The sequence below is a fragment of the Nodosilinea sp. AN01ver1 genome, from assembly GCF_050565655.1.
Classification (GTDB): Bacteria; Cyanobacteriota; Cyanobacteriia; order Phormidesmidales; family Phormidesmidaceae; genus Nodosilinea.
Genome location: NZ_JBNXVS010000103.1, coordinates 1 through 4,794 on the forward strand (window position 1 = coordinate 1; position 4,794 = coordinate 4,794).

At 54.7% G+C, this 4,794-nt stretch carries 8 protein-coding genes; all 8 read left to right on the forward strand.

Features of this window, described 5'->3' with window-relative positions; genetic code table 11:
- The first annotated feature begins 111 nt into the window (after positions 1-111).
- The 8 genes from ACQ4N7_RS29935 to ACQ4N7_RS29970 all read left to right on the forward strand — a co-directional run bounded on the left by ACQ4N7_RS29935 (position 112) and on the right by ACQ4N7_RS29970 (position 4,667).
- A complete protein-coding gene (locus tag ACQ4N7_RS29935) occupies positions 112-384 on the forward strand; it encodes a hypothetical protein (protein WP_430715071.1) in 273 nt (90 codons plus the stop codon).
- Between the two features lie 132 nt (positions 385-516).
- A complete protein-coding gene (locus tag ACQ4N7_RS29940; RefSeq protein ID WP_430715072.1) occupies positions 517-1,092 on the forward strand; it encodes a hypothetical protein in 576 nt (191 codons plus the stop codon).
- Complete coding sequence (locus ACQ4N7_RS29945; protein ID WP_430715073.1) at positions 1,058-2,581, forward strand: terminase large subunit domain-containing protein; 1,524 nt, start codon at positions 1,058-1,060, stop codon at positions 2,579-2,581. The genes ACQ4N7_RS29940 and ACQ4N7_RS29945 overlap by 35 nt, the downstream gene beginning before the upstream one ends.
- The gene (locus tag ACQ4N7_RS29950) at positions 2,578-3,063 is read left to right on the forward strand and encodes a hypothetical protein (protein ID WP_430715074.1); all 486 of its coding nucleotides are present in this window, start codon (positions 2,578-2,580) and stop codon (positions 3,061-3,063) included. Before ACQ4N7_RS29945 ends, ACQ4N7_RS29950 begins: the two co-directional genes overlap by 4 nt.
- Positions 3,064-3,101: 38 nt before the next feature.
- Positions 3,102-3,305 carry a hypothetical protein gene (locus ACQ4N7_RS29955; protein ID WP_430715075.1) on the forward strand — a complete coding sequence of 68 codons (204 nt, stop codon included), beginning with the start codon at positions 3,102-3,104 and terminating at the stop codon, positions 3,303-3,305.
- Between the two features lie 4 nt (positions 3,306-3,309).
- Positions 3,310-3,855 (forward strand): hypothetical protein, encoded by a 546-nt coding sequence (locus ACQ4N7_RS29960; RefSeq protein ID WP_430715076.1) that lies wholly within the window; start codon positions 3,310-3,312, stop codon positions 3,853-3,855.
- On the forward strand, positions 3,852-4,358 hold the full coding sequence (locus ACQ4N7_RS29965) for a hypothetical protein (protein WP_430715077.1): 507 nt from the start codon (positions 3,852-3,854) through the stop codon (positions 4,356-4,358). The genes ACQ4N7_RS29960 and ACQ4N7_RS29965 overlap by 4 nt, the downstream gene beginning before the upstream one ends.
- A gap of 33 nt (positions 4,359-4,391) precedes the next feature.
- A complete protein-coding gene (locus ACQ4N7_RS29970) occupies positions 4,392-4,667 on the forward strand; it encodes a hypothetical protein (protein ID WP_430715078.1) in 276 nt (91 codons plus the stop codon).
- The last annotated feature ends 127 nt before the right edge of the window (positions 4,668-4,794 follow it).

Below are 4,794 nucleotides of genomic sequence, written 5' to 3' on the forward strand. Positions count from 1 at the left end.
ACTCAGGGTGGGTTTGGGGAACCGTAGCAGGGGATGGAGGAGAAAGATGCATAGAGCCTAAGGAAAAGATGAATCAGCCTGAAACTCTAGCATCTTCAGCCTTCCTTGAGAATGAAATGGCCCTGGGTAACAACACCACCGCCCCACGACAACACCACCGCCGAGGATGCCCCGCTGAAAGAACACGAGGTTAGCGGCTTAGCCGATGTTTTAGTAACGGCGGTAAAGATGGGCGGGCTTGAAGCTGTAGAGGATTTCGAGCAACTTCCCGAAACTCACAAACGCCAGGTTTGGGCGGCTATACCTGACAGCGAAAAAGAAGCTGTCAGGGCAGCAATAACAGAGCCTAAGCAAGTTTCTTTTCTTGACGGGGAGGAAGTTTAACCATGAAAATTTGCCCCCGTTGTGGCGATGCCAACCTTCTTAGACTCGAAGGTAAAGGGCCACACAAAGCACAGCTAAAATGTAGTAGAGGCCATTTTGTTAAGTGGTTAGGGAAAGCTGAACTTGAAGCCCTTGGCGGCTTCACTCACGAGCAACAATCGCTATTCTAGGAAACGCAATGATTCGACCTACCGCCAGGGCAAAACAGTGAAACTAGAGCCGCTATCAGCAAAACATACCGAAGCCGCCAAGTTCATCGCAGCCGGGGCGAAAAATCGTGTCATCTGCGAAATGCTTGAAATAGGCGAAACTACACTACTGCGATGGAAGCGGCGAAGCGATTTTCAGCAGCTTGTTAAGCAATTCGTATTGGATACACCCAAAGGAGACTCGGAGCTAAGCCAAAAGTTTGAACAGTATTCGATAGAACTTCTGGAAAATGCACGCCGAGACGAAGAGCTTCTTATGGTGCAGCTCCGAGAGATTCTAGAGAAGTTTGCCAAGATTCTAGAGACTCGGTTAGAAAGCCTAAGTGAAGGCGATATGGCCGAGATTCCTGTTCGTTTGCTGCCATCGTTCTTTAGTTCATTCACCGATGGAATAGCGAATTTGCAAGCGGCCCACGACCGATTGACGGGTTACGGAATTTTGACACGAGAGCTAAACAACATCATTGAAGCGAAGCATACCACCACAAACCCTGATTAACCCGCCGCCCTTGCTCGCCGCCCTTAAACAACACGGGGCCAATTCTCGGCGGGGCGATGGTTGCGATCGGCTGCTCAAGACACCGTTCATTGAATGGTGCAAATCACTGCGAATAAAAACAGTCGGCGGGCTGCAACCCTTCGAGCTTTTCGAGTGGCAAGAATCGTTTGCCCATGTGCTGCTAGAGAACCCCAGAACGCCCATAACGCTACTCAGCAGCAGACAGACCGGCAAGACTGCCTTAGTCCTGGCGTTGCTGGTGTGGCTCGCCCTAAGCCGATCTCAGTTCACCGCCGTTTTAGTTCACAGGAAAGGCGAAGATTCCCGCCAGCTCGCACGCCGCGCAAAGAAGTTTATCCCCGATGGCACTCGCCTAGAATCCGATTCTCTATCCCTGATTGAGTTCGCCGAGTCCGGTTCTCAGCTCCACTTCAGAAGCTGCAACCCACGCAATGAAGATGGGGCCGAGTCCACGGGGCGGGGCTTGAACTCGGTAGACCTGGCGGTCATCGAAGAGGCGAGCCACACCAGCAACGTACAAGAAATCATGACGGTCTTGGGCCCGACCTTAACCTGGTCATCGATGGCCACCGTTCTACAAATCGGCACGGCGGGCAAGCGTGAGAGCTACTACTACCAGGGACTCGCCCAAGCCTACGGCGGCAAGGAACCGCTAGAACAAACCCTTGAAGGTATCCGGGCTGGAATCATCGCACCCTACCAGGTAGAGCGATCGGCGGGGCGAATCGCCGTCATCACAAACTGGCGGGCAATACCCCAGTTCGCCGCCGAAGGCATCGACCCCAAAACAAAGCGCCCTAACTACTTGACCCGAATCCAAAAGGAGCAAGACCTGACGGACGGACAAGTCGATTCAGAGCACGAGCTAATCTTCGACAGCGACACCACCTTATCTGTCTTCGAGTTTCCTTTGGTGATGGCGGCTCGGCGGGGCGAGTGGGAACCGCCAGACGAATCCGCCGTTTACTACGCTGGTGTCGATGGCAGCGGCAAGCCCAAGCCAGGGCGCAAAGGTGACTACACTGTTTGCCTGATTCTCAAGAAAGAAAGCCCCGAAGACTATCGGGTAGTCAAGCTGTACCGCAAGCGCGGCATAACCTTTGAACGGCGGTACGCAGAAATCAGCGAGATTCTAAACGCCTATGGCCCTGTAGCGACCTTTGTCGAAGCGAACGATGGGATGGGTCAGAGCTACCATGAAGCCCTTCTATCAGGCTCTCCAGGGCTTCAGATTGACCGGTTCAATAACACTAAAGAACGAAAGGCTTCGATAGTCAACAAGATTGACCTTGCTTTAGAGCGTGGTCAATTGGGGATACCAAAAGGCCCCGTTATTGATGAACTGCTGAGCTTTCAGCAGCTCGAAGACGGCTCTATGGGGGCCGTGGGTAAAGACGCCCATGACGATACGACAATGGCCCTAGGGCTCGCCCTGGCGGCTGCTAGATATGGAGGAATACAAAAATGACCACTACTTCCCGCTATGCCTCTTTCTGGTGCTTCAAGGACGGGATAAAAACCGCCCTAATGATGTTCGAGCGCGACAAGAAAACCAATACGATAAGCCCCGTTGCAGACTGGGTTTCAGGGCCAAACGGCTATGACTTTGTTGCCAAGATTAACGAGTGGCACGCCGAAACGCCGTTAACAAAAGTCATCGTTAACGACATCGAAAGAATTGACGGCGAAGACCACCCGGCGAAACGAAGGATAAATTCTCTTCCAGTAGTCATCCTTCCTCAAATAATCTTGTTCGAGGGCGCTTCTCTCTATGAAGAAAAATCCAAGTCAGGGGAATTTGAATGGGGCGACTACAAAGGAGGCGCTAGATTGCTGGAAAAAATGAACCAAGGGCAATCTTCAGACCCATTACTAATGGCATTCCTGCAAGGGCTCAAAGGCCCATCGGAATTAGTAACAATCGAAAGGCTGGAGGCTATGACCGGCTGAAATCCTTCAAATCAATTCCCCCACATAAGGACTAACCCATGACCAAAATCCCTGTTGAATTTCAAGGCGTCGTAACCAGATTTACCGCGAAGCTGGCAAGAATTCACCCTGTGGTGAGCTTGCACCTCGATGACGATGCCAGCGCGATCGATCGCCGTTATGCGATCGATCGCCACGATGCAGCCGACAGCGCCCTCGATGACGAAAGCGCGATTAACAGACTATTCACCAAGGAGAACTAACCCAATGCCTACCCAGACCCTGAACAAACGCGAAGCCACGACACTTTTAATTGACGCCCAACAGCAGCACGAAAAACTAGCCGCTGAATTCTCCAAGCTGCAAAGCCACCTAAGCCGCCTTCAGCCTGGTAGCGAAGAATTTACCGTCGCGGCACATCGAGCCGCCGACATGAGAACACGGCTGCAGGGGCTCACCGAAAAAATCCAAAGCCTTCACGAGCAAGCAACCTCCGAAGCAGAGCGCCAAGCTGCAGCCGATCGCAGGGCAGCCGCCGAGGCCGCACAGGCAGCCGCCGAACAGCAGGGCTATCAGGATATGGCTCGCATTGAAGAGTCGATTGCAAAGATAAACGCCAGCAGCGATGCGCTAGCGGCGGCGATCGCAGAATACGAAAGCCTCAGACCAGAGCGTGAACGGCTGGTCAAGTTGGGCTGGCTGAAGTTCGATAGTCTTAATCGCTCAATACCTGCCATTGTTCGGTTAATTCCATACCTACAACGGCGAGGCTCCATAGCGAGGCTGATGAGACGCTCTGAGGCAAGAGTATGATGAGCGGGTTTGGGACAGAATACGGCTTTATCGGCGAGACCCCAGGGGCTAAGCTATCGCGCTTTGTCGCGATCTGGAGCGATGGCACGGCGGCGGCGGCGTGGCTTTTTGAGCACGGCGATCGACCGCTGGCCCCGCTGGCAGAGGCCACCCTTCAGGCGAGCGAAATAATCAGCACGCTAGAAACTTGGGGCGATATCGACGCTGTAGTTCTGAATGCTATTCCTGGCGTGGTGGCTCATCCTGTCGCCGTACTTCTGCAAAAGTACCGAGTTCACATCCTGGCAGAGGTGGCACCGATAGAAGGGCTCGGCGTGGCCATGCAGAAGATGCAGTCAGGCAAGCTCACCCTAGACAGATACCCCAGGCGAGCCACCATTCAAGAGCGGCTGAAGCGAGCCCCAGCGGCAATAGATGCCTTAACCCAAGGGTTCCTACTTGGGGTGGCACGCGAGCCCGGTACAGGGCCACGAATGAGTTCATCCGTAGCCCAATGGGGCTAGGGCATCCTAGGGGCGACGTTAACGGTTAACTCAATGGCTAGAACACTAGACGCTCGCCAGGGCTGGCAGCTCACCGCGCAGAACGCAATTAGGCGGGGTGAACCGATCCCACTACCCCAGTTCGGTCTATGCGAGATGTCACCCACCGAGACCCAGCTTTGGCGAGATGCGGTCAAGAGTGCGATCGTGGGCTGTACTGGACTGCCGCCATTGCCCGCCGAGTGGAAGGCGACCTATACGCCGCCCTTTACCCCTAGCGACACAGAAGCCGCCAGAGCCGCTCTAAGGGCTCACCGACAGGGCTCCTAACCCCCCCGCCCCGCCAGCCCTGCCTGTAGCGGGGCTTCTTATTGCCCTCCCCACGCCGCCACGCCACGCCACGCCACGCGGCCACGCCGCCACGCCACGCCCCACGCCGCCGAGACCATGCAGCCGC